The organism is Burkholderia sp. JP2-270 (assembly GCF_003233675.1).
In the GTDB taxonomy this organism is placed as follows: Bacteria; Pseudomonadota; Gammaproteobacteria; order Burkholderiales; family Burkholderiaceae; genus Burkholderia; species Burkholderia pyrrocinia_C.
The window spans coordinates 957,746-978,566 of the sequence record NZ_CP029826.1; the positions used below are offsets into that span (position 1 = coordinate 957,746).

General features: G+C 67.1%; 18 protein-coding genes. 12 read left to right on the forward strand and 6 right to left on the reverse strand.

Annotation, left to right across the window (positions count from 1 at the left end; translation table 11 throughout):
- Positions 1-238 precede the first annotated feature (238 nt).
- From DM992_RS37125 to DM992_RS37165, 9 genes are all read left to right on the forward strand, one after another.
- Positions 239-1,483, forward strand: a complete 1,245-nt coding sequence (locus DM992_RS37125; protein WP_111021204.1) for a D-amino acid dehydrogenase — start codon at positions 239-241, stop codon at positions 1,481-1,483.
- On the forward strand, positions 1,480-2,271 hold the full coding sequence (locus tag DM992_RS37130; RefSeq protein ID WP_081938620.1) for an aspartate/glutamate racemase family protein: 792 nt from the start codon (positions 1,480-1,482) through the stop codon (positions 2,269-2,271). Before DM992_RS37125 ends, DM992_RS37130 begins: the two co-directional genes overlap by 4 nt.
- 79 nt (positions 2,272-2,350) lie before the next feature.
- Positions 2,351-3,055, forward strand: coding sequence for a GntR family transcriptional regulator (locus tag DM992_RS37135; protein WP_111021206.1), 705 nt, complete (start codon positions 2,351-2,353; stop codon positions 3,053-3,055).
- A 122-nt stretch (positions 3,056-3,177) separates the two neighbouring features.
- On the forward strand, positions 3,178-4,062 hold the full coding sequence (locus tag DM992_RS37140; protein WP_105392800.1) for a glycosyltransferase family 2 protein: 885 nt from the start codon (positions 3,178-3,180) through the stop codon (positions 4,060-4,062).
- Positions 4,063-4,132: 70 nt separating this feature from the next.
- Positions 4,133-5,068: a dihydrodipicolinate synthase family protein gene (locus DM992_RS37145; RefSeq protein ID WP_034184548.1), complete on the forward strand. Its 936-nt coding sequence runs from the start codon at positions 4,133-4,135 to the stop codon at positions 5,066-5,068.
- A 41-nt stretch (positions 5,069-5,109) separates the two neighbouring features.
- Positions 5,110-6,288, forward strand: coding sequence for an L-rhamnonate dehydratase (gene rhmD, locus DM992_RS37150; RefSeq protein WP_111021208.1), 1,179 nt, complete (start codon positions 5,110-5,112; stop codon positions 6,286-6,288).
- A gap of 9 nt (positions 6,289-6,297) precedes the next feature.
- Positions 6,298-7,083, forward strand: a complete 786-nt coding sequence (locus DM992_RS37155; protein WP_111021209.1) for an SDR family NAD(P)-dependent oxidoreductase — start codon at positions 6,298-6,300, stop codon at positions 7,081-7,083.
- 11 nt (positions 7,084-7,094) lie between these two features.
- Entirely contained in the window at positions 7,095-7,409 is a 315-nt protein-coding gene (gene rhaM, locus DM992_RS37160) for an L-rhamnose mutarotase (RefSeq protein WP_111021211.1), read from the forward strand.
- 15 nt (positions 7,410-7,424) lie between these two features.
- Positions 7,425-8,318 carry an amidohydrolase family protein gene (locus tag DM992_RS37165; RefSeq protein WP_111021213.1) on the forward strand — a complete coding sequence of 298 codons (894 nt, stop codon included), beginning with the start codon at positions 7,425-7,427 and terminating at the stop codon, positions 8,316-8,318.
- 45 nt (positions 8,319-8,363) lie between these two features.
- Here DM992_RS37165 and DM992_RS37170 read toward each other — a convergent pair whose 3' ends face one another.
- The 4 genes from DM992_RS37170 to DM992_RS37185 all read right to left on the reverse strand — a co-directional run bounded on the left by DM992_RS37170 (position 8,364) and on the right by DM992_RS37185 (position 14,108).
- Positions 8,364-9,071 (reverse strand): DUF3142 domain-containing protein, encoded by a 708-nt coding sequence (locus tag DM992_RS37170; RefSeq protein WP_111021215.1) that lies wholly within the window; start codon positions 9,069-9,071, stop codon positions 8,364-8,366.
- 7 nt (positions 9,072-9,078) lie between these two features.
- On the reverse strand, positions 9,079-11,247 hold the full coding sequence (locus DM992_RS37175; protein ID WP_111021217.1) for a hypothetical protein: 2,169 nt from the start codon (positions 11,245-11,247) through the stop codon (positions 9,079-9,081).
- Between the two features lie 365 nt (positions 11,248-11,612).
- Positions 11,613-13,025: a 3-deoxy-D-arabino-heptulosonate 7-phosphate synthase gene (locus tag DM992_RS37180; RefSeq protein WP_111021219.1), complete on the reverse strand. Its 1,413-nt coding sequence runs from the start codon at positions 13,023-13,025 to the stop codon at positions 11,613-11,615.
- 144 nt (positions 13,026-13,169) lie between these two features.
- Positions 13,170-14,108 (reverse strand): LysR family transcriptional regulator, encoded by a 939-nt coding sequence (locus DM992_RS37185; RefSeq protein WP_111021220.1) that lies wholly within the window; start codon positions 14,106-14,108, stop codon positions 13,170-13,172.
- 206 nt (positions 14,109-14,314) lie between these two features.
- Here DM992_RS37185 and gltP point away from each other — a divergent pair, with 206 nt between their 5' ends.
- Positions 14,315-15,640, forward strand: a complete 1,326-nt coding sequence (gene gltP / locus DM992_RS37190; protein WP_111021222.1) for a glutamate/aspartate:proton symporter GltP — start codon at positions 14,315-14,317, stop codon at positions 15,638-15,640.
- A gap of 55 nt (positions 15,641-15,695) precedes the next feature.
- Complete coding sequence (locus DM992_RS37195) at positions 15,696-16,970, forward strand: aminotransferase class V-fold PLP-dependent enzyme (RefSeq protein WP_111021224.1); 1,275 nt, start codon at positions 15,696-15,698, stop codon at positions 16,968-16,970.
- An 82-nt stretch (positions 16,971-17,052) separates the two neighbouring features.
- On the opposite strand, the gene DM992_RS37200 is transcribed toward DM992_RS37195, so the two are convergent.
- Positions 17,053-18,459: a cation:dicarboxylase symporter family transporter gene (locus DM992_RS37200; RefSeq protein WP_111021226.1), complete on the reverse strand. Its 1,407-nt coding sequence runs from the start codon at positions 18,457-18,459 to the stop codon at positions 17,053-17,055.
- A 26-nt stretch (positions 18,460-18,485) separates the two neighbouring features.
- Entirely contained in the window at positions 18,486-19,856 is a 1,371-nt protein-coding gene (locus DM992_RS37205; protein WP_111021228.1) for an adenylosuccinate lyase family protein, read from the reverse strand.
- Positions 19,857-20,006: 150 nt separating this feature from the next.
- Between DM992_RS37205 and DM992_RS37210 the strand changes: the two genes are divergently transcribed.
- On the forward strand, positions 20,007-20,738 hold the full coding sequence (locus DM992_RS37210) for a GntR family transcriptional regulator (protein ID WP_111021230.1): 732 nt from the start codon (positions 20,007-20,009) through the stop codon (positions 20,736-20,738).
- Positions 20,739-20,821: the final 83 nt, after the last annotated feature.

The window sequence follows — 20,821 nt, forward strand, 5'->3', positions numbered from 1 at the left end:
AAGTGAGGAGCGCCGTTTGGCCGAGCCAAACAAGCGACGAGCGACGCCGCCATACGGGCGATTTCGGGCATTCCCGTGACATGAATTTTTTAATTTGGGGTTGCCACGAGAACGGCCGCTCGCCGCGTTGCGCTCCTTGCGAATACGTCAGTATTCGCGGCGTCGCTCGCCTCGCGAGCGGCCGTTCTCGTGGCAACGCATGCGCGTTCCATCTGGAAACAGACCCTGGAGGCGAGCGATGAGGACGGTCGTGCTCGGAGGCGGCATCGTCGGTGTGACGACCGCATACTTTCTCGCGAAGGCGGGCGACGAGGTGGTGGTAGTCGACCGGCGCGACGGCGTCGCGCTCGAGACGAGCTTCGCGAACGCGGGGCTGATCGCGCCCGGGCATTCCTATACGTGGGCATCGCCGCGCGCGCCGAAGATCCTGCTCAAGTCGCTGTTCTCGGACGGGCAGGCGCTGCGCCTCAAGTGGTCGCCGGACTGGCGGATGTGGGCGTGGTGCCGGCAGTTCCTGCAGAACTGCACGGCGGAGCGGTCGCGCCGGAACACGTCGATCAAGGTGCGGCTGTGCCGCTACGCGCAGCAGCAGCTCCAGTCCGCGACGCGCGACGAGGGGCTCGCGTACGACCGGATCAGCGGCGGGCTGCTGTACCTGTACCGGGATCCCGCGTCGTTCGAGCGCGGCGTCGCGAACATGCGGATCCTGTCCGACAACGGCCTGCTGCTCGAGACGCTCGATCCGCGCGCGGTGATCGAGCGCGAGCCCGCGCTTGCCGGCGCGGCGGGCGAGATCGCGGGCGCGATCTACTGCCCGTCCGACGAGAGCGGCGACGCGCATCTGTTTACCCGCGCGCTCGCCGAGCGCTGTCGCGCGCTCGGCGTCGAGTTCCGTTTCGGCGCGACGATCGACGGCATGCGCGCGGACGCGGACGCGGTGGACTACGTGCAGACGTCGCAGGGCCGCGTGAGCGGCGACCGCTACGTGCTCGCGCTCGGCGCGTACTCGCCGTTCGTCGCGCGCCGGCTCGGCTACCGGTTGCCGATCTATCCGGTGAAAGGCTACTCGGTCACGCTGCCGATCGACGCGCGCCACGAGCCGCCGACGCTCGGCGGCGTCGAGGAAAACCAGCTCGTCGCGTGGGCACGGTTCGGCGAGCGGCTGCGGCTGACCGCGACGGCAGAATTCGGCGGCTACGACACGACCCACACGCCCGCGGACTTCGCGCACATGCTGGCGACCGCGAAGGCGCTGTTTCCGAACGGCGCCGACTATACGAAACCGTCGTATTGGGCCGGGTTGCGGCCGATGACGCCGGAGGGCACGCCGATCATCGGCGCGACCCGGCATCGCAACCTGTTTCTCAACACCGGGCACGGCCACATGGGCTGGACGATGTCGTGCGGTACCGCGAAGATCGTCGCGGACCTGATCCACGGCCGGCAGCCCGACATCGACATTACCGGGATGACACTCCAGTGAGCGAACTTCTTTCGACCCCTGTGCAGCACGGCGCCGGTTCGTACGCGCGCTTCGGCTTCTCGCTCGATGCGGGCATCGCGCGCCGCGCGGCGATCGGGCTCGTCGTGCTCGCGACCGACCATACGATCGAATACGAATGGCGGCGCGTGCTCGCACTCGACGGCGTCGCGTTCTACGAGAGCCGGATCGCGAACTCTGCCGACATCACCGCGGAGACGCTCGCGCGGATGGACGGCGGGATCGCGGCGGCCGTCGAGCTGATCCGCCCCGGCGAGCGGCTCGACGTGGTGGCGTTCGGCTGCACGTCCGCGTCGATGGTGCTCGGCGAGGAGCGCGTGTTCGAGCGGATCCGCGAGGCGCGGCCGGGCGTCGCGTGCACGACGCCGATCACCGCGGCGCGGGTCGCGCTCGGCGCGCTGGGCGCGCGCGGCGTCGCGCTCCTCACGCCGTACGAGCGCTCGATCAACGAAGCGATGGCGGCCTACCTGCGCGCGCGCGGCGTCGACGTCGTGCGCGCGGGCTCGTTCGAGCACCGCGACGACAACGAGGTGGCGCGGATCGACCGCGCATCGATCGAGCGCGCGGTGCTCGCACTGGCCGCCGATCCGGCGGTGGATGCGGTGTTCGTGTCGTGCACGAGCCTTCGGCTCGTCGATGCGCTCGCGGAGATCGAGGCGCGCGCCGGCAAGCCTGTGTTGTCGAGCAATCACGCGCTCGCGTGGCATGCGCTGCGGCTCGCCGGCGTCGACGATCCGGTGCCGGGCTTCGGACGCCTGCTGATGCAATGACGGTAGCCGCACGAGAGGCGTCCGCAGGCCGGTTCATGGCCGATAATGACGGTCGCCGACAGACGAAGGAGGAGGCGAGATGGTAGCGAATTCCGTGCTTGGCGGCCGCGAGGCGCTGGCGCCCAGGCGCGCGGGCCTGACGGTCAACGAGATATACGAGCAATTGAAGCAGATGGCCGTGCTGTATACGATCCGGCCGGGCGAGCGGGTCAACGAGCTTGAACTGGCGGAGCGGTTCGACGTCAGCCGCACGCCGATCCGGGAGGCGCTGAACCGTCTCGTTGCAGAGAACCTGCTGGTCTTCGTGCCGAATCGCGGATTCTTCATCCGCCAACTGGAAGGGAAAGACGTGTTCGATCTCTTTGAGCTGAGGCGTTCGATCGAGTCGACCGCGGTGATGCTCGCGTGCGAGCGGGCGTCCGACAACGACATCAAGACACTGCGCCGCTTCTGGCGGCAGGTGATGAAGAGCGCGTCGCGGATGCCGTCGTCGGAACTCGTCCTGAAGGACGAACTGTTTCACCTGGAGCTTGCCGCGCTGTCGGGCAACGCGGAGATCGGGCGCGTGCTGCAGGGAATCAACGCACGGATTCACTACGTGCGATGGGTCGACGTCGACCAGCGGCGCGATGCGGCCTTCACCGAGCATCTGGAGATCCTCGACGCGCTCGCCGCGCGGGACACCGAACGATGCGTCGCGTTGACCGACACGCACATCCGCTGGCGGATGGAGGAAATCACGCGCGTGGTGGCAGCGAGCGTCGTGAAGCTGTACGCGAAATAACGGGCGGTCCGCGGCGCAAGCGCGCCCGGCGAGACCGCGCCGACGAGACGCAAGGCAAAGGAGGACGGGCCGCCCGCCTGCCGGTGCGGCGCATCGCCACGCTTTCGTTACGAGGTGCCGTCATGAAACATGGCACGCTGGTCACTCTGTACAAGCCGTCCGCGGCGCAGATCGACCATCTGCTGGGCCTGCCCGCGCACAGTCCGGCCGTCGTCGCGGTCGACAACTCGCCCGTCGTCGATCGCGAGCTGCACGCGCGGCTTGCCGCGCACGGCGTCGACGTGGTCGCGAACCACAACCGCGGCGGGATCGCCGGCGCGTTCAACGCCGGCGTGGAGTTCCTCATTCGCCGCGGCTGCGACGTATTCTTCATCTTCGACCAGGATTCGACCGTGCCCGCCGATTACTTCGAGCGGATGCTCACGGGGTGCGCGACGGTCGGCGATACGCGCTTCCTGGTCGGGCCGCGCATCTTCAACCGCAACTTCCGGCGCAACCTGCCGCTCTTCACCGTGCGCCGCTGGTCTGCACGGATCACGCCGATCGGCGACGGCGCACGCGGCTTGCTGCCGTGCTCGGTGATCATCTCTTCCGGCACCGCGATCTCGCTCGACGCGTATCGCGCGCTCGGCCGGTTTCGCGAGGATTTCTTCATCGACCATGTCGACGCCGAGTACTGCATGCGCGCGCAGGCGAACGGCGTGCCGGTGTGCGTGAATGCGGACGTATCGCTGCCTCACGAGCTCGGCAGTCCGTCGGCCCGGCAGCACTGGCCGCGCGTCGAGATCTTCGACCAGAGCGCGCTGCGCCATTACTACGCCGCCCGCAACTGCATCCTGGTCGCACGCGACTACTGGCGCCGCTATCCGGCCATGCTGCTGATCAACCTGATCACGCTGAAGCACGTCGCGTTCATCCTGCTGCATGCGCGCGACAAGCGAACCAAGCTGCACGCGATCCTGTGCGGCGTGACGGACGGGCTGCGCGGCCGGTACGGCAGGGTCTGAGCGACTCGTGACGACGTGCGGAATCGCGCTTTATCAATTTTGTAATCCTGAATGAAGTGAGGCAGACAAGATGATTCATGACACGCAGGCAGCTCGCCGCTATACGGGCGCGTTTTCCGTCGCGCCGACGATTTTCACCGAATCGGGCGAACTGGACCTGGAAGGGCAGATGCGTTGCGTCGACTTCATCATCGACGCGGGCGCAGACGGGCTGTGCATCCTTGCGAACTACTCGGAGCAGTTCTCGCTGTCCGACGACGAGCGCGAACGGCTCACCGGGATGATTCTCGAGCACGTTGCGGGCAGGGTGCCCGTGATCGTGACGACAACCCATTTCAATCCGGTGATCTGCGCGGCGCGCAGCCGGGCCGCACAGGCAGCCGGCGCGGCGATGGTGATGATCATGCCGCCGTATCACGGCGCGACGATTCGCTGCGGCGAGGCGGCGATCGGCGCGTTTTTCTCGGAGGTCTCCGATGCGATCGACATCCCGATCATGTACCAGGACGCGCCGATGAGCGGCACGCAGGTATCGGCGGCGTTCCTCGCGCGGCTCGCGCGCACGATTCCGAACCTGCGCTATTTCAAGATCGAGGTGCCGCAGTCGGCGGCGAAGCTGCGCGAGCTGATCGCGCTCGGCGGCGACGCGATCGAGGGGCCGTGGGACGGCGAGGAGGCGATCACGCTGCTTGCCGATCTCGACGCGGGGGCAACGGGCAGCATCCTCGGCGGCGGCTACCCGGACGGGCTGCAGCCGATTCTCGCCGCCTATCGCGCGGGCCGGCGCGACGAGGCGGTGGCTGGCTACGAGAAGTGGCTGCCGCTCATCAACTACGAAAACCGGCAGGCCGGGCTGCTCGCCTGCAAGGCATTGATGAAGGAGGGCGGCGTGATCGCGTCGGACGCGCCACGGCGCCCGCTGATGCCGCTGCACCCGGAGACGCGCGCGGGCCTCGTCGAGATCGCGCGGCGGCTCGACGCGCTCGTGCTGCGCTGGGCGCGCTGACACGCGCGCATTTTTCTTCTTTCCGATCGAGGAACGTCCCGATGAGCATGCCCACGATACGACACATCCGCGCGCTGACGGTGCGCGGCGGCGGCGCCGACTACCACGACCAGGGCGCTGACCACTGGATCGACGATCACATCGCGACGCCGATGGCACGTTACCCCGAATACCGGCAGAGCCGGCAGTCGTTCGGCATCAACGTGCTCGGCACACTCGTGATCGAGATCGAGGCGAGCGACGGCACGGTCGGTTTCGCGGTGACGACGGGCGGCGAGATCGGCGCGTTCATCGTCGAGCGCCATCTGGCACGCTTCATCGAAGGGCAGCGCGTGACCGACATCGAGAAGATGTGGGATCAGATGTTCTACGCAACGCTCTATTACGGGCGCAAGGGCGTGGTGCTGAACGCGATCTCCGGCGTCGATCTCGCGTTGTGGGACCTGCTCGGCAAGGTGCGCGGCGAGCCGGTGCACCAGTTGCTCGGCGGCAAGGTGCGCGACGAACTGCAGTTCTATGCGACGGGCGCGCGGCCGGATCTCGCGAAGGAGATGGGGTTCATCGGCGGCAAGCTGCCGCTGCATCATGGCCCGGCGGAGGGCGACGACGGCCTGCGCCGCAACCTCGACGCGCTGGCGACGATGCGCGATCGCGTCGGCGCGGATTTCTGGCTGATGCTCGACTGCTGGATGAGCCTCGACGTGCGCTATGCGACCCGGCTCGCGCACGAGGCGCGCGCTTACGGGCTCAAGTGGATCGAGGAGTGCCTGCCGCCCGACGACTACTGGGGCTACGCGCAGTTGCGCCGTGCGGCGCCGCCCGATCTGCTCGTGACGACGGGCGAGCACGAGGCGACCCGCTGGGGCTTCCGGATGCTGCTCGAGATGGGCTGCTGCGACATCATCCAGCCCGACGTCGGCTGGTGCGGCGGCCTGACCGAACTCGTCCGCATTTCGGTGCTCGCCGACGCGCACGGCGTGCTGGTGGTGCCGCACGGCTCGTCGGTCTACAGCTATCACTTCGTGACGACGCGGCACAACAGCCCGTTCGCGGAATTCCTGATGATGGCGCCGCAGGCGGATCGCGTCGTGCCGATGTTCGATCCGCTGCTGCTCGACGAACCGGTGCCGACGGGCGGACGGATGAAGGTGCCGGATACGCCCGGCTTCGGCGTGCGGCTCAATCCGGCCGTGCGCACCGAACGGCCCTACACGCACTGAGCCGCCGCGATGAAACTGCTCGAGAACAAGGTCGTCGTCGTCACCGGCGGCTCGCGCGGCATCGGCCGGGCGATCGCGCTCGCGTGCGCGCGGCATGGCGCCGACGTCGTCGTCAATTACTGGGCCAACCCGTTGCTGCCGGCGCAGTCGGATCATGCGCTCGACGCGCTGGTCGACGAGGTCGGCGCGACCGGCCGGCGCGCGCTCGCCGTGCCGGGCGACATCGCGCGGCCGGACACCGCGGACGAGCTGGTCGCGCGGGCCGTCGATGCGTTCGGCCGGATCGACGTGCTGGCGAGCAATGCGGGGATCTGTCCGTTCCACGCGTTCCTCGATCTGCCCGCCGACCTGCTGCGGCGCACGATGGAGGTCAACCTGCACGGCGCGTTCCACGTGACCCAGGCGGTCGCGCGCCAAATGGCCGTGCAGGGCGACGGCGGCGCGATCGTCGCGACGAGTTCGATCAGCGCGCTCGTCGGCGGCGGCATGCAGACGCACTACACGCCGACGAAGGCCGGTGTGCACGCGCTGATGCAGTCGTGCGCGGTCGCGCTCGGCCCGCACCGGATTCGCTGCAATTCCGTGCTGCCGGGCACGATCCGCACCGAGATCAACGAAGCGGATCTCGCGGCGCCCGGCAAGGCCGAGTACTTCGAGCAGCGCATTCCGCTCGGCCGCCTCGGCGAGCCCGACGACGTCGCGGACTGCGTGGTGTTCCTCGCGTCGGACCTCGCGCGCTACGTCAACGGCGCGGCACTTCTCGTCGACGGCGGCCTTTACGTGAACCTGCAATGACGGGGGCGGACATGGAGACGATCGCGTTCCGGATGCGGCTGCATCCCGGGCAGAAGGACGAGTACCGGCGGCGCCACGATGCGATCTGGCCGGAGCTGGCCGACGCGCTGCGCGCGGCCGGCATGGCCGATTACTGGATCTTTCTCGACGACGAAACGAATTGCCTGTTCGCCGTCTTGAAACGGCCGGCCGGGCACCGGATGGCCGAACTCGCGCAGGCCGACGTGATGCGCCGGTGGTGGGCGTACATGGCCGACCTGATGGCGACGGACGGGGACGGGCGGCCGCTCGAAAAACATCTGGAACCGATGTTCCATCTGGCGTGATCGCAGGGAGGCGCAATGCAGGTCGTCGATCCACATGTGCATTTCTGGGATGCCGATGCGTTGAGCTACGGCTGGCTCGACCGCGCGCGACCGGCGTTTTCCGGGCCGGTGGCGGCGCTGCCGCGCGCATACGGTCCGGCCGACCTGCGCGCGGACGCGGGCGGGATCGACATCCTGAAAGTCGTGCACGTCGAAGCGATCCATGATGCGTGGACAACGCCGAGCGAAGTCGAATGGCTGCAGGCGCTGGCCGACACGCCGGCGAGCGGCGGCATGCCCGAGGGCATTGTCGCGGGCGTCGACCTGTCGCGTGCCGACGCGCCGGCGAGGCTCGAGGCGGCCGCCGCCTGCGCGAACGTGCGCGGCATTCGCCAGGTACTGAACCGCCACGCGAACCCCTGGTACAACTACGTCGATCGCGACTATCTCGACGATCCGGGCTGGCGCGACCATTTCGGGTGGCTCGCCCGGCTCGGGCTGTCGTTCGACCTGCAGCTCTATCCGTCCCAGGTCGGGGCCGCGCTGGCGCTGGTCGACGCGCATCCGGACACGGTCTTCATCGTCAATCACGCAGGCATGTTCGTCGACCGCGACAGCGTGCACGGCTACCGCGCGTGGCGCGCCGGGCTGCACGGGCTCGCCCGGCGCGAGAACGTCACGCTCAAGCTGAGCGGGCTTGCGATGTTCGATCACCGGTGGACGATCGAGAGCTTCCGGCCATATGTGCTCGAGGGAATCGACGCGTTCGGCGCCGCGCGATGCATGTTCGCGTCGAATTTCCCGATCGACCGGCTGCATGCCGGGTATCCGGCGCTCTGGCGTGCGTATTCGGAAATCGTCGCAGGGGCGAGCGATGTGGAGAGGCACGCGCTGTTTGTCGGCAATGCAGAGCGGATTTACCGCATCTGATACTCCGGCACGCGGACGGGACCAACGTCGCCGCGTTTCCGCCCGCTAGCTGTTGCGCAGGAACACGACGTAGCCGCGGAACCACGGATTCGTCGCGAGGTACGGCGGCGCGTCCCACTCGCCGCCCTGGATCACACCGATGCGAAACGGCAGTTGCAGCCGCGCGACGCGCGGCAGGTAGGCCGCATAGTCGGGGATCGTGCTGCGCCCCTGGTAGGTCTGCACGACCACCTCGTCGACGATTCCCCTGAGCTGGTTGACCTGGTCGGCATCGATGCGGCTGCTCCAGTCGAGCAGCCCCGTGATGCTCAACCGGCAATCGGCGGGCAAGGTCTCGCGCAACGTCCGCAGGAATTCGACGTAGTCCTGCAGATGGCGCGTACGCGCATCGAAGTCGATCTGGATGCCCGCGATCGTGCGGCCCGATGCGCGCCAGCGCGTGAGCTGCGCCAGCATGATCTGCGTGACGCGCGGCGTCCAGCGCAGCGTATGCGCACGATAGACGAGCCAGACGCGCGCGTTCGGCGCGGGCGGCAGTGCGACGCCCTGCGCGATGACGCGTACCTGCGACTCGTCACGCGGCGATGCTTCGATCTGCCCTTGCAGCACGTAGACGGCGCGCGCGCCGCTTACGACCGCCTGCGGCTTCACGCCGGCCCACAGCCAGAACGCGTCGTACCGCGCGGCATCGACGGTGCCGGCCAGCGCGATGCGTCCGGCCAGCAGCAGCGCGACGCACGCGATGCGCTTCACGCCGCGCTCACCAGTAGTAGCGGAGCTTCTGCGCCCACGGGCTGCCCGGATAGGTGGCCTTCAGCGTATCGAACCAGCGCTTGCGCGTGTTCTTCGGGACGTCCTTGCCGCCGCATTCGTTGTAGCCGGCCGGCGCATAGCACTTGATCGCGCGGTAGAACGCGTAAGCGCGGTCGTTCGGGCTCGCCTGCGCATCGGCCATCACCGTCGCGTAGCTCGACATCCGCTCGTACGGCTTGCCTGCGAACTGCGACGGCGATGCGCCGAGCGTCGGCGGCGTGCGCTTGGCGCTTGCCGCCGACGCGTTGCGCACCCACGGCATCGAATCGCCTTCGAGCCCGGATGCGGGCGGATGGAGGCGCACGAAATCGGCGAGGCAGTTCAGCCCTTTCGCATCGCCGGGATTCTGCTGAAGCGCTGCTGCGATGTCGCGTGCGGACAGGCATGCATAGCCGTCTTCGTTCCTCGCACCGGGCGCCGTGAACGGCTTCAGCGCATCGGCTGGCGTGCCGGACACCAGCGCGGCGTCGGCGATGAAGTCGGCGTAGTGCGAGCGCGTGAGCTCCTTGTACAGCAGCGTATACAGCGCGGTGTCGCGCAGCGCGCCGCCTGCCGCCTGGTTCTGCGCCTGCGCGCGCAGCAGGTCCGCATTGGCCGTGCGCTGCAGCAGCACCGCACGGATCGCGGCGTTCTGCACGGGCGAATCGTCGGCGAACACGTCGTTGACGAGCCCGGCCTGTTCAAGGTTGATCGCGAGCGCGAGTTCCAGCGCTTCGCGCTGGAAGCGGAATTTCGCGAGCGGGATCAGGTCGCGCCACAACTGGCGGGCCTTGTCGCTCTGGCCGCTATCCTCGAGCGCGAACGCACGCAGCGTCTGCTGGCTCAGGCCAAAGTAATCGAGTGGCACTGCGGGCGTCTGCGGCAGCAATTCGAGTGCCGCGTCCGGCTTGTGTCCGACATACACGTACCAGGTCGCGAGCAGGTAGTCGTGGAGCGCGGGCGCGCTCGCGAAGCGCGGCTTCTGCGCCTGCAGATCGTCGAGCGTCAGCGGCTTGTCGCGGCTCGAGTCGCCGCTGTCCGACGTGCGCATGCGCAGCAGGTCGACGGTCGCGAGCACGGTCGGCGACTGGATCTGCCGCGCGTCGAGTTCCGACCCGAACAGCAGCTTGCTGTCGAGTTCGTTCGCCAGTTGCATCAGCGGCACGTTCGAGGTCTTCGGCGACCAGCGCGCCAGCGCGTTGCCGTACAGGTCGGCCTGCTGCGTGACATTCCCGCCGAGCCACGCGACGCGCCGCAACAGCCCCGACGCGGATACCGCATAGCGCCCCTGCGGATACACCTTCAGGTAGGTGCGAAACACCGTGTTCGCGGCGTCGAGCGACACCTTCGTCACGCGCGCGCGCGACGGCGTGGGGCTGTCGTTGTCGAACACGTCGGCCTGTGCGGCGTTCAGCTGCGCGCGCCCGGCCATGTAGAGCCCGGTTTCCTTCAGCCACGGGTTCGCGCTGTGCGATGCGTTCGCGAAGGCTTTGGTCGCGGTGAGGAAGTCGGCGCGGTAGAACGCGTTCGTGCCGTCGAGGTAGGCCGCGAACTGCTGGCCGAGCGGCGATTTGACCGACGGCTTCGTCCAGGCGGCGCTAGCGCCGCCCGCGGCACAGGTCTTCTGCGCGATGTCGGTGCGCGCCGCGCGCAGGCGCGCGGCTTCGTCGGCGGGGATGCCGCCGGCGGCATTCAGCGCATCGTTGAACGCGTCGGCGCCGGCATTCATGCTGCGGCAGATGCTGCCCTCGCCGTCGGCGTACCGATTCGACAGCGCATCGGCGTCCGACGCGCCGTCAGCCCGGTCGGGCTGCTTCTGGCCGATGTCGATCCACCCGGAAAAGTCCAGCGGGAACGGCACGATGATCTGGTTGATCCGGTCTTTCGCCGGGATCGTCTTCGGGTCCGGGAATACCTGCGCGACCTTGGCGCTGTCGACCATCAGCAGCATCGCGTTGATGCGCGTGTCGTTGGCGGGGCTCAGCATCGGCAGGCTACCGCACGAATAGCCGTTCTGCCGGAGCGTGGCCGCCACATAGCAGCCGTCGTCTCCGCTCGCATGAGCGGCGGGGATCCAGAGCAGGCCGGCCGCCAGCGCGGCGAGCAGGTTTCGGTTCAGCGTCGGGTTTCTTCGCATTTTTCTTGTGCTGGGGTGGGGCCGCGATGGCCGGGTCTCTCAGGGGGCGTCGTGCCCCGGCGCGTATCGTACCAAACGGGCGAGACGGATAGCGCCGGCGGCCAGTGAGGTCGCGGTGATCGGGCGGCGGGCGCGAGTCTGTCGGCCAGTCGCAGCGATTGCCGGCCCGGCGAAATGGAAGTCCACTCAGTGTAGATGTAACGCAACCTTGAATCCGGATCGCCTGAATCAAGATTCAGCCGGCAGTTGCGGCCGACGATCGATGGGCTGACGGCGGCCGGCTGGCGGGATGGACGCTGCCGTTCGGCGTGCTCACCAACCGAGCGGGCGGCGCGTTGCCGTTGCGCGACGGCCCGGCTCGTGCATCACGCGTACACGCTGCTCGCGACGCCATCGTCGGCGACATCGTCGATCGCGGCCCGCAGGTCGTCGATCGCCACCATCAGTTCGCGGACCTGCCGCAACGACGGGTATTGATGCAGCACGGCATGCCATTGCGGCAGCGTCAGCAGCGCATGCCAGATGACGCCTAGGCCGCCCGGATCGGCGTCCGGCTGCCGTGCGAGCGCGCTCGCGTATTCGAGGCTCGCCTGCGCCGACAGCAACTGCATCCGGCTCGCCGCGCCCAGCAGGCGCGGTGTCGCGTCCGCGGACGCATCGCAGCAATAGAGCACTTCCCGTTGCAGCGCCGCGTCTTCGGTCGTCAACGCGCGGAGCGACGCGCCGTGCACGCGCACCGTGCCCTGGTGCGTCTCGAACGAATAGATCGTGTCGGGGTCGGCCTGCGCGAGCAGGTTCAGGCCGCGCAGCAGCCGCGGCAAATCGGTCGTCGCGGCATCCGCGGACGCCTTCGCTTCGACGAGGAAGCGGACGTTCCATGCGGGCGCCGCTTCATCGCCGCGCGTGCGTTCGAGCAGGATCGCATCCCATTCGGTTTTCGCGCGGTCGTGCCGGCCCGGTATCGACGACGGCACGCGCATCGATGTGACCACACGGTAGGTGCGCCGGTCGTCCACGGCTTCGAGCCTGCCGGCCAACGCGTCGAGCGCCTGTGCGGCCAGCGCTTCGACGGCCGCGCCGCGCCGCTGCGACGCAGCGCCCTGCGCGACCGCGATCGTGCTGCCTTCGAGCGGACCCTGGCGTACCCACAGTGCGCGGTATTGCCGGACGTGCTCGTCCGACGCCAGCGCATCGAGACGCAACAGGCGTTCGAGTGCCGCACCATCCTTCAGCTTGACGATGTCCTGCTCGAAGGCGGCGTCGGTCGCCATGTCGGGCAGCGCGAGCAGTTGCTGCAGCGTGGCATGGAGATCGGCCCACGACGCGGACGTTGCGGCCGCATGCAGCCGCGCGAGCCCGTCGCGTTGCCACGCCTGGGCGCTGCGCTCGAGTTTGGCCGGGTGCGCGATCGCGTTGACGGCCGAGTGCAGCGCGCGCCGGTCCTGCTCGGCGTGCGCGTGCAGCGACGCGTATTCGCGCACGCTCGGCGCGTCGTGCCGCAGCACCGCGGCCTGGAAGGCGGGATCGCCGGATTGCCTGTCCATCGCGTCGCGGATCATCCGTGCGAGCGCATCGATGAAGCGCTGCTGCAGTTCGGTGCCGGGAGCGTGTCCGTCGCTGCGCAGCCGGCGTGCTTCCTCGATCGCGATCGCAAGGGTGGCGGCCGGGTTCGCGGCTTCGGCCGGCGACGACGCACTGTCGAACGGCGGCAGCCGGTAACGGCGAGCGACGGTGCGCAGGACTTCGTCGAACAGGGCGGGAAGCGGTGTCAGCGACATGTCAGGTATCGGGGTGGACGCGGTTCGCGTGATCGGGGTTCAAGCCGGGGGGCGATGTGCAACGTTATCACGCCGGATCGGGCATGCAGGATCGTGTGGTCGAAGGCGTGGCGGGATTCGATCCATCCGGATGCCGAGCGTCGCCTACGACTTGCGCGTTCCCGGCTGCGGATGCTCGCCGGGATCCAGCAAATTCGTGTTGAAGTTGCACGACTGCGCCGCGAGCCGCGCGATCTCTGCATTCAGCGAATGCGGCCGGTTGGCCCGGTGCAATGCCACGTAGCGAACGGGCGGCAGCGCGGGGCGCGTCTGCACGATGTCGAGCGCGCCGCACGCGACCATGCGCGACAGGCACGCCTTCGGCAGATAGCTGACGCCGAGCCCCGACAGCGCGAGGCCGATCTGTGCGATCAGGCTGTTGCTGGCCAGGATCCGCTGCATGCCGACACCGTGTTCCTCGAGAAAGCGCGTGTACAGATGGCCGGTACCCGACAGGCTGCCTTGCAGGATCAGCGGAAACTGCGCGATGTCCGCGAGCGGGATCGCCGTCTTCCGCTTCGGTGCGAATCCGGCCGCGCACATCCACGCATTGTCGACCTCGCCGACAGCGGTCGACACGAACGACTCGGTCGCGTGGATCTGCGGCACGACGATCAGATCGATCGTATCGGCCGCCAGGCGCTCGCGCAGCGTCGCGTTCAGGTCCACCTCGGCTTCCACGCGCACTTTCGGATAGGCGGCCTGGATGGCCGCGATCAGGCGCGGCAGCCACGTGAGCGCGGTCAGTTCGGTCACGCCGATCCGGACCTGCCGAACCAGCACCTCTTTCGAACTGATGCGCTCGACGATCTGGTCGCGCCGTTCGAGCAATTCCTTCGCGTGCTCGAAGAGTTCGGCGCCCTTGTCGGTGAGCCTTGCGCTGCGGTGCGCGCGATCGAACACGGTCAGGTCGAAGGTGCGCTCGAGCTCCTGGATGCGCTTCGATACGGCCGACTGCGTCGTGTTCAGGCGGGTCGCCGCCGCTTCGAACGAGCCGAGCTGCACGATCCAGTACAACGCCTCCATTTGCTTGAACGTCAGCATCTCGCCCGCCGATTCATGAATTAAAGCGATAGTTTGACATATAAAAAAATCGCTTTTTTCGCTTATTTAGGCTGCTTAAGGTGTCGATGTCGTGTCGCCCGGCGTGTCCTGCGCGGCCCGAACCGGCCGGCAAACCCGTGGCCGGAACGCGCGGCGCATGGTGTGCCGCGTGCAATCGCTTGGACCCCAGTCATGGAGAGAGAGACATGGACACCGTCATCGAGAACCCGCCGGCCGCGCACGCCGTGCGCAAGCCGCGCGTCGGGCTGGCGTGGCAGATCGTCATCGGGCTCGTCGTGGGCATCGTGGCCGGATTCGTGCTGAACCGCTTTCCGCAGATGCGCGATGCGGCGGTGTCCGGATTCCTGCAGCCGGCCGGCGACATCTTCATCAAGCTGATCCGGATGATCGTCGTGCCGATCGTATTCACGAGCATGGTGATCGGCATCGCGGGCGTCGGCGACGGCAAGTCGCTCGGGCGCATCGGCCTGAAGACGCTGATCTACTTCGAGGTGGTGACGACCGTCGCGATCGTGCTCGGCCTCGTGATCGGCAACGTGCTGCAGCCAGGCGTCGGCACCGACCTGTCGCAGCTCGGCCACGCGGACATGTCGCACTACCGGCAGGCGGCGCAGCAGGCACAGGCCCATCACGGGCTGATGGCGCTCGTGCTCGGCGTGATTCCCGACAACATCGTCGCGTCGATGGCGAAGGGCGACCTGCTGCCGGTGATCTTCTTTTCGCTGCTGTTCGGACTCGGGCTGCAATCGGTGCCGGACGAATACCGGATGCCGGTCCTCGCGATGCTGAAGGGGATTGCCGACGCGATGTTCAAGGTAACGAACATGGTCATGCACTACGCGCCGGTGGGGGTGTGCGCACTGATTGCGGTGACCGTCGCGAGCTTCGGGTTCGGTTCGCTGTTGCCGCTGCTGAAGCTGGTCGCTGTGACCTACCTCGCGATCCTGCTTTTCGCGATCGGCGTGCTCGGGCTGGTCGCGCGGTTGTGCGGCTTCCGCATCCTCACGCTGCTGCGCGTGATCAAGGACGAACTGATCATCGCGTTCTCGACCTGCAGTTCGGCGACCGTGCTGCCGCAGTTGATGAAGAAGATGGAGGACTACGGCGTGCCGAAGAGCATCACGACGTTCGTGGTGCCGACGGGATACACGTTCAATCTCGACGGCGCGTCGATCTATCTCGGGATCGGCACGCTGTTCGTCGCCCAGCTGTACGGCGTGCATCTGGGCTGGCAAGAGCAGATCGTGCTGACGCTGACGATGGTCGTCACGTCGAAGGGCGCGGCGGGCGTGCCGGGTTTCATGTTCGTGATCCTGCTCGCGACGCTGGCGAGCGCGGGTCTGCCGCTCGAGGGGCTCGCGTTCATCGCCGGGGTCGATCGCGTGATGGATATGGGGCGCACCGCGCTGAACGTGATCGGCAATGCGCTCGCGCCGCTCGTCATCGCGAAGTGGGAAGGCCGGTACGACGCGGAAAAAGGCCGCGCGTATCTCGCGTCGCTCGACGCGTGACCCCGGCCGCACGACACCGACCGACAATCTTACGAAGCAAACAGGAGCATCGCAGATGAGCAGTATCCGTGGAGCCTTCTTTCCCGACGCGCTGATGCGCGAAATCCGGTCGCGCTTTCATCACGTCGACCGCGACATCGACGGGCGCGAACGCCTGTTCTTCGACAACGCCGGCGGGTCGTTTCGGCTGAAGGCGGCGCTCGATGCGTATTCGCGTATCGATGCGCTGCCCGACTGCCCCGAGCGCATTCACGAACGCGCGCTCGACCTGCAGGCGATCCAGGCGCGCGGCGAGGACGACGTTCGCACGATCCTCAACACGCAGGGCGGCTCGATTTACGCATCGCTGACCGCATCGGGCGCGATGTTCGACATGGTGAGGGCGATCATGGAGAACGTGCCGGGCACGAACGCGGTCACGACCGTGCTCGAGCACCCTTCTTCCCATGACGCGATGACGTACTACGCGGAGCGTACCGGCAAGACGTTGCGCATCGCGCCGAGCAATCCGCGCACCGGTGGCGTGGACGTCGACGCGATCGTGGCGCTCGTCGATGCGGATACGGCGCTGCTCAGCGTGATGGCCGCGTCGAATATTTCCGGCGCGAAACTCGACATCGACGCGATCGTGGCGCGGGCGCGCGAGAAAAAGCCGGATCTGTTCATCGTCGTCGATGCGGTCCAGCATGCACCGCACGGCGTGATCGACCTGCAGAAAACCCCGGTCGACGGCATCAACTTCGCGCCGTACAAGTTTTTTGGCTGCCGCGGTTCCGGGATCTCGTGGCTGTCGCCGCGGGCGGCGTCGTTGCCGCATCACCGGCTTGCAGCGAAAGAATCGAGCGTGTGGGAACTCGGCAGCCCGGCGCCGGCGCAGTTCGCGGTCGTCACGGCGATCGTCGATTACGTCGCGTGGATCGGCGCGTATTTCAGCGATTCGGACGATCGGCGCGCGCTGTTCGCCGAAGGCATGCGCCGGATCGAACTGCACGAACGCGCATTGCTGGCGGCGCTGCTCGACGGTCACGGTGGCCGGCGCGGGCTCAGGGCGATGGAAGGCGTCCGCGTGTTCTGGGATCATGACGCGCTCGACGAGCGCGATCTGATCGTCGGCATCGGGTTCGCGAATCTCGACGCGACGCACGCGGTGCGCGAATATGAACAGCGCGGCGTGATCGTCTACGAGCGGGTCGCGTCGAGCCTGTATTCAGGCCGAATGCTGAAGTCGTTCAATCTCGACGGTGCGGTGCGCGTGTCGCCGCTTCATTGCCATACGGGCGAAGAGATCGAGCGGTTTCTTGCGATTACGGAAGCGATGGCGCGGCGCTGACCGTCCGATCGGCATCGATGGTGCAATCGGCGACGGCTCGCGAACATGCCGATCCGGCATGCGCCGTCGCCTTGAACCGGTGCTACAGGCCACGGTGTTCGAGCGGGATGCCGGGCCCATGCGGATTCGCGTTGTCCGTGGCGTCGCGACGCAAGTTGCCGTCGTCGAACTGCGCGTCGGCGCGCGCCGTTTCCGGATAACGCTCGGGGTAGAGGTGGCGCTGCGCGACGCTCTCGTCGAACGTGTCGGACCACTTCGCGACGACCACCGTGGCCAGGCTGTTGCCGATGGTGTTGCACGTCGCGATCGCCATCGACATGAAGCGATAGACGCCGAAGATCAGCGCCAACCCTTCCACCGGCAGCAGGCCCGTCGACGTCACCGTCGCCGCGAACACGACGAACGAACCTCCCGATACCGTTGCGGCGCCTTTGGACGTCAGCAGCATCAGCAGAAGGATCCCGAGCTGATGCTCGAACGTGAGCGGCACGTTGTATGCGTGTGCGATGAACATCACGCCCATCGCCATGAAGATCGACGTCCCGTCGAGGTTGAACGCATAGCCGGTCGGCAGTACGAGCCCGACGGTCTGTTTTGCACAGCCGAGCCGCTCGAGCTTGACCAGCAGGCGCGGCAGTGCGCTTTCCGACGACGCCGTGCCCAGCACGATCAGGATCTCGTCCTTGATGTAGCGCATGAAACGCCACATGCTGAAGCCGGCCAGTTTCGCGGCGAGGCCCATCACGACGACGATGAACAGCACGACGACCGCATAGAAGCTGAGCACGAGTTGCGCCAGCGCGACCAGCACGGCCGTCCCGTTGCTGCCGACCGCATAGGCGATCGCACCGAAGGTGCCGATCGGCGCGAGCTTCATCACGAGATTGATGAACGAGAACAGCACTTCCGAGATCCGGTCGAGCCCGTCATTGACGCGCGCGCGCCTCGCTTCGGGAATCGCGAGAATGCCGATGCCGACCATCACCGCCAGGACGACCACCTGCAGCAGCTCGCCTTTTGCGAATGCGCCGATGAAGTTGTCCGGCACGAGATGCATCACGAACTCGGTGAACCCCTGCGGCGTCGCTTTGGCCGCGGCGACCGGCACCTTGCCGAGCGCAACGGACGTCATGCCCTGACCGGTTCGCAGCAGGTTGCCGGCGAACAAGCCGAATGCCAGCGCGATCGTGGACACGACTTCGAAGTACACGATCGCGCGCCATCCGACCCGGCCCGCGCTCTTCACGTCGCCGGCGGACGCTATGCCGTGCACGATCGTCAGGAATACGAGCGGTGCGACGCCGGCCTTGATCAGCGCCAGGAAGACGTCGCCGAGGATCTTCAGCTGCGTGGCGAATGTCGGGAACAGCAGGCCGGCAATGATGCCGAGCACCAGCGAGGCGAGGACCTGCATGCCGAGCTTGCGATACCACGGGCGCTTCGGCACGGCAGGGGCCGATGCGTCGCGCGAGGTCGGTGTCTGATTCATGATCGTGTCTCCTCCACGGCGTGGATTCAGATATCGCGGGACAGTGCGATGGCCTGATCCACCATTTGCGGTGCAAGCCCCAGGTAATTGGCCGGATCGGTCATGCGATCGATCGCGTCGCGATCGAAATGTCGCGTCACTTCGGGGAGCGCGGCGAGCGCTTCGGCGAGCGTCCCGCCCTGTTCGTTGACCGTCCGGCACGCGTCGTACACGATGTCGTGCGCCTGCTGGCGCCCGGTGAACGGCGCCATCTGCATCATCGCGGCTTCGGCGACGATCAGCCCCTTGCTGATGCCGAGGTTCTGCTTCATCCGCTCCGTGTCGACGATCAGCCCGCCGAGCGCGAACTTCGCCTGATGCAGCGCGCCGGACGTCAGGATGAAGCTCTCCGGGATCGCAATCCATTCCGCGTGCCACGGGCCCGTCGCGCGCTCGAAGTCCTGGATCATCGCGTCGACCATCAGGCCGGCGTGCTGCCGAACCGCCTTGGCCGCCGCCAGCATCAGCTCGCTCGAGATCGGATTGCGCTTCTGCGGCATCGTGCTGCTCGCGCCGCGCCCCTTGACGAACGGTTCGTAGACCTCGGCAAACTCGTTCGACGCCATGATCATGATGTCGGTCGCGATCTTGCCGAGCGAGCCGGTGATCAGCGCGAGCAGGTTCACGGCCTCGGCGAAGCCGTCACGCGCAACGTGCCATGTCGTTGCAGGCACGCCGAGCTTCAGTTCTTCCGCGAGTGCCTTCTGGACCTCGAAGCCCTTGTCGCCGAGCGACGCCAGCGTGCCGGCCGCGCCCGCGAACTCGACGACCGCGACACGCGATCGCAATTGCGCGAGCCGCTGCTGGTGCCGGTCGAACATTGCCAGCCAGATGGCCGCCTTGTATCCGAACGTGACCGGTAACGCCTGTTGCAGATGGGTCCGGCCGGCCATCGCGGTATCGCGATGCTGGTGCGCCAGATCGGCCAGGATCCCGCGCAGCGCGCGGATGTCGCCGTCGATCGAATCGAGCGCATCGCGCACCTGCAGCGCCACCGCGGTATCCATGATGTCCTGCGTCGTCGCGCCCCAATGGACGTAGCGACCCGCATCGCCGCACATCGCGACGAGCTGGTGCACGAGCGGCAGGATCGGATAGCCGACGATATCCGTCTCCTCACGCATGTGATCGAAATCGATGCGCTCGATGCGCGATTCGCGTGCGATCACGTCGGCGGTGTCGGCCGGAATCACGCCGACCCGCGCCTCGGCCTTCGCGAGCGCGACTTCGACATCGATGTAGCGCTGCACGAGCGCGTAATCGGAAAAGAGCGCGCGCATCTTTGCGGTACCGAATGCATCGCGAAACAGGATCGAATCCACGACGGTGCTGGAGACGGGAAGGGGGCTGCTGGGCATGGAGACCTCGAAAACGGGGCAAGGGGAATCGGATCTTCGATGCAGGGTTGCGTCGATATGTCCGGACATATAGGAGCGTATTATGTCCGGACATATCGCTCAAGCGATGTTTACCCTTAAACTGTCGGCGACGACCGATTCGCCGAGAAAATGAACAGACCCCACTTTGCCGAGATTGCGCGCGACCTGACCGAAGGCATCGCGTCGGGCCGCTTCCCGGTTGGCTCCTACCTGCCGACCGAGCTCGAATTGCGCGATCTGTACCAGACCAGCCGGCATACGATCCGTGCGGCACTGCACGAGCTGCAGCAGCTCGGCTTCGTCTCGCGCCGCAAGAACGCCGGGACGCGCGTCGAATCGGCACAGCCGAAAAACGACTTCCGGCCGTCACTCTCGTCGGTCGAGGATCTCGTTCAGTTCGGCTCGGAGCATCTGCGTGTGGTGCAGTCGGTCGAACAGCTTGCCGTTGCCGGCAAGCTCGCGAAGGTGCTGAAGTGCGAAGAGGGCGCACGCTGGCTGCGCATTTCGAGCTTGCGTGTCGAACACGACGCGTCGCGTCCGCCGATCGGCTGGACGGATGTCTATCTCGATCCCGGTTATGCCGACATCGTGGAGACGGTTCGCAGCGAGCCGGACACGCTGATCAGTTCGTTGATCGAGGCGCGCTACGGGAGATGCGTCGCGGAAATCCAGCAGAACGTGCAGGCGGTGAACGTCTCGCCGGACATGGCTGCGCGGCTGAAGATCCCGGCGGGAACGGCCGCGCTTGAAATCGTGCGGCGCTATATCGATTCGGCTGGCATTGCGTTCGAAATCTCGATCAGCATTCACCCGGCCGAACGATTTTCCGTATCGATGAAGCTGAAACGGTCCGACAGCTAGTCGGGTGGAGCGATGAAGGCGTCGACGTTCAGCTCGGTCGGCGTCCGGTAGCAGGCGGCGCCGTCGATCGGGTCTGTCGTTTC

What these genes read in the sequence shown, in the direction of transcription:
- DM992_RS37125 (WP_111021204.1), top strand. Translation starts at nt 239, where the DNA reads ATGAGGACGGTCGTGCTCGGAGGCGGCATCGTCGGTGTGACGACCGCA.
- DM992_RS37135 (WP_111021206.1), top strand. Translation starts at nt 2,351, where the DNA reads ATGGTAGCGAATTCCGTGCTTGGCGGCCGCGAGGCGCTGGCGCCCAGG.
- DM992_RS37140 (WP_105392800.1), top strand. Translation starts at nt 3,178, where the DNA reads ATGAAACATGGCACGCTGGTCACTCTGTACAAGCCGTCCGCGGCGCAG.
- DM992_RS37145 (WP_034184548.1), top strand. Translation starts at nt 4,133, where the DNA reads ATGATTCATGACACGCAGGCAGCTCGCCGCTATACGGGCGCGTTTTCC.
- rhmD (WP_111021208.1), top strand. Translation starts at nt 5,110, where the DNA reads ATGAGCATGCCCACGATACGACACATCCGCGCGCTGACGGTGCGCGGC.
- DM992_RS37155 (WP_111021209.1), top strand. Translation starts at nt 6,298, where the DNA reads ATGAAACTGCTCGAGAACAAGGTCGTCGTCGTCACCGGCGGCTCGCGC.
- rhaM (WP_111021211.1), top strand. Translation starts at nt 7,095, where the DNA reads ATGGAGACGATCGCGTTCCGGATGCGGCTGCATCCCGGGCAGAAGGAC.
- DM992_RS37165 (WP_111021213.1), top strand. Translation starts at nt 7,425, where the DNA reads ATGCAGGTCGTCGATCCACATGTGCATTTCTGGGATGCCGATGCGTTG.
- DM992_RS37175 (WP_111021217.1), bottom strand. Translation starts at nt 11,247, where the DNA reads ATGCGAAGAAACCCGACGCTGAACCGAAACCTGCTCGCCGCGCTGGCG.
- DM992_RS37180 (WP_111021219.1), bottom strand. Translation starts at nt 13,025, where the DNA reads ATGTCGCTGACACCGCTTCCCGCCCTGTTCGACGAAGTCCTGCGCACC.
- DM992_RS37185 (WP_111021220.1), bottom strand. Translation starts at nt 14,108, where the DNA reads ATGCTGACGTTCAAGCAAATGGAGGCGTTGTACTGGATCGTGCAGCTC.
- gltP (WP_111021222.1), top strand. Translation starts at nt 14,315, where the DNA reads ATGGACACCGTCATCGAGAACCCGCCGGCCGCGCACGCCGTGCGCAAG.
- DM992_RS37195 (WP_111021224.1), top strand. Translation starts at nt 15,696, where the DNA reads ATGAGCAGTATCCGTGGAGCCTTCTTTCCCGACGCGCTGATGCGCGAA.
- DM992_RS37200 (WP_111021226.1), bottom strand. Translation starts at nt 18,459, where the DNA reads ATGAATCAGACACCGACCTCGCGCGACGCATCGGCCCCTGCCGTGCCG.
- DM992_RS37205 (WP_111021228.1), bottom strand. Translation starts at nt 19,856, where the DNA reads ATGCCCAGCAGCCCCCTTCCCGTCTCCAGCACCGTCGTGGATTCGATC.
- DM992_RS37210 (WP_111021230.1), top strand. Translation starts at nt 20,007, where the DNA reads ATGAACAGACCCCACTTTGCCGAGATTGCGCGCGACCTGACCGAAGGC.